Origin of the sequence: Phyllobacterium sp. (assembly GCF_037994405.1) — a bacterium.
In the GTDB taxonomy this organism is placed as follows: domain Bacteria; phylum Pseudomonadota; class Alphaproteobacteria; order Rhizobiales; family Rhizobiaceae; genus Phyllobacterium.
Window position 1 is genome coordinate 1 of record NZ_JBBNAN010000352.1, and the last position, 2,211, is coordinate 2,211.

At 55.8% G+C, this 2,211-nt stretch carries 3 pseudogenes; all 3 read right to left on the reverse strand.

Annotated features, from left to right (window positions below):
* Positions 1 to 353: pseudogene (locus AAAC48_RS19475) on the reverse strand (NAD(P)H-dependent oxidoreductase); the annotation flags it as partial.
* A pseudogene (gene arsC / locus AAAC48_RS19480) lies at positions 313 to 729 on the reverse strand (arsenate reductase (glutaredoxin)). The pseudogenes AAAC48_RS19475 and arsC, both read right to left, overlap by 41 nt.
* Positions 729 to 1,790: pseudogene (gene arsB / locus AAAC48_RS19485) on the reverse strand (ACR3 family arsenite efflux transporter). Before arsB ends, arsC begins: the two co-directional pseudogenes overlap by 1 nt.
* Between the last annotated feature and the right edge of the window lie 421 nt (positions 1,791 to 2,211).

Sequence of the window (2,211 nt, forward strand, 5' to 3'; positions counted from 1 at the left end):
GCACCATGCCGTTCAGGACTGACCCAGACTTGCCCCTCCGACCACAAAGACAGCTCGCGAAGTTCCTGCACCCTGGGATGATCGACCGGGTGCTGCATCAGGAAGCGGCAGGCCGGAAGGGTCGAAAATACGGGTTTCGGCGCCCAACGCCTGCAAGAGACGCTCAGCTTCCTGCGCCAGAAACCTATTATAGGACCGCTCGCGCAAGGAACCATAGAGGAGAAGGATGCGGGGCGCGCATGCGTCGAGAAGGACTTCGATAGTTTTGCCGGATCAATCGGCTGGAAGCTGCCGCCATCTACATTCGGATTGTCATGCACGCGTCTTCCCTTTCGGCAAGACAACCTCGCCATCCTCCTTGGTGAACTGGTTCACGGGAGCGTCGAGCAGTTCCAGCACCCCTTCGCACAGGCGGCAGAGCCTTGTGCCCTTGGGTGTCACGACAATCGGCCGGTTCATAAGGATTGGATGTTCACCGATGAAATCCAGTAACTGGTCATCGCTTCATTTCGGATCGGCCAAATTCAACTCGGCATAGGGCGTTCCCTTTTCGCGCAAAATATCGCGAACATTGCCACCCATGGCGTTGATCAACTCCTTCAACCCTTGTCGGCTTGGCGGAGTCTTGAGATAGTTGATTACTTCGGGCTCTTCGCCACTTTGGCGGATCATTTCCAGAACATTGCGCGACGTGCCACAGGCAGGATTGTGATAGATCGTGATGGTCATCAGGATACACTTTCGGTTTTCAATTTATGAGCCACAGCTCGGCCTCGTTCGTACCAGCCCTTGCTGCGGTTGACGATCCAGACCACCGACAACATGACGGGTACCTCGATCAGAACGCCGACAACCGTGGCAAGCGCTGCCCCTGAGGTAAAGCCGAAAAGGCAGATAGCGGCGGCGACTGCCAATTCGAAGAAGTTGCTGGCGCCGATCAGGGCCGAAGGTCCGGCAAAGCAATGCTGTTCACCAGAGATGCGATTGAGCAGATAAGCGAGTCCAGAGTTGAAATAGACCTGAATGAGGATCGGAACAGCAAGGAGTGCGATGACCAGCGGCTGAGCGATGATCTACTTCCCCTGAAAGCCAAAGAGTAGAATCAGAGTGGCGAGGAGAGCGACCAGCGAATAGGGCTGGATGATCGTCAGAAGGTCGCCGAGGGCGGCCTCACCCTTGTTGCCCAGGATACGATAGCGAAGAATTTGCGCGGCGATGACCGGCACGACAATATAAAGAATGACGGAAATAAATAGCGTATCCCATGGCACGGTGATCGCGGAAAGCCCCAGCAGCAGGCCAACCACGGGCGCGAAGGCGACGATCATGATCGCGTCATTCAGTGCCGCCTGGCTCAGGGTAAAATGTGGCTCGCCCTTCGTCAGGTTCGACCAAACGAAGACGATGGCCGTGCACGGTGCGGCAGCAAGAATGATCAGCCCGGCAACATAGCAATCGATCTGCGCTTCCGGAAGGTAGGGCCGGAACAGCCAGCCAACAAAAAGCCAGCCCAAAAGCGCCATGGAGAAGGGCTTCACAGCCCAATTGATGAAGAGCGTAACGCCAATCCCGCGCCAGAAGGTGCCAACCTCCTTTAGCGCCGCGAAATCGACGCGCAGCAACATGGGGATGATCATCATCCATATCAGGACGGCGATCGGAATATTGACCTTGGCGATTTCAGCCAGACCGATGGTCTGGAAAATACCAGGGATTAAATGACTGAGGCCAATGCCAACGACGATGCATAGCCCGACCCAGAGAGTAAGGTATCTTTCAAACAAGGACATGTCAGCAACACGGTTCGGACGTCGAGGCCCTAAGGCAGGACAGCGACTGTAATAGCGGCGCACAGATATCGGGCCGGCCACCGCAACAATCCTCAAGCAGGAAAGCGATGAGATCCCGCATGGCCTCGTAATCCGCGCGATAGAATATATTGCGGCCGTCGCGCGTTGCTTTAATCAAGCCGGAACGGGCAAGAATGGCGAGATTGGTCGAGGTCGTGTTCTGCCTGCCATCTATGGCTTGTGCGATTCGCCAGCAGCAAGGCCTCCGTCCCCCGCCTTGATCAGCAAACGGAAGATCTCCAGCCTGGAAGATTGTGAGATAGCGGCGAGCGCCTCAAGTGCGTTGTTTATATCGATATATCCAGAAAACCAGATTTATAGATAACGTCAAGCCTGGGCGGTCCCGTGCTGCCGCCTATTC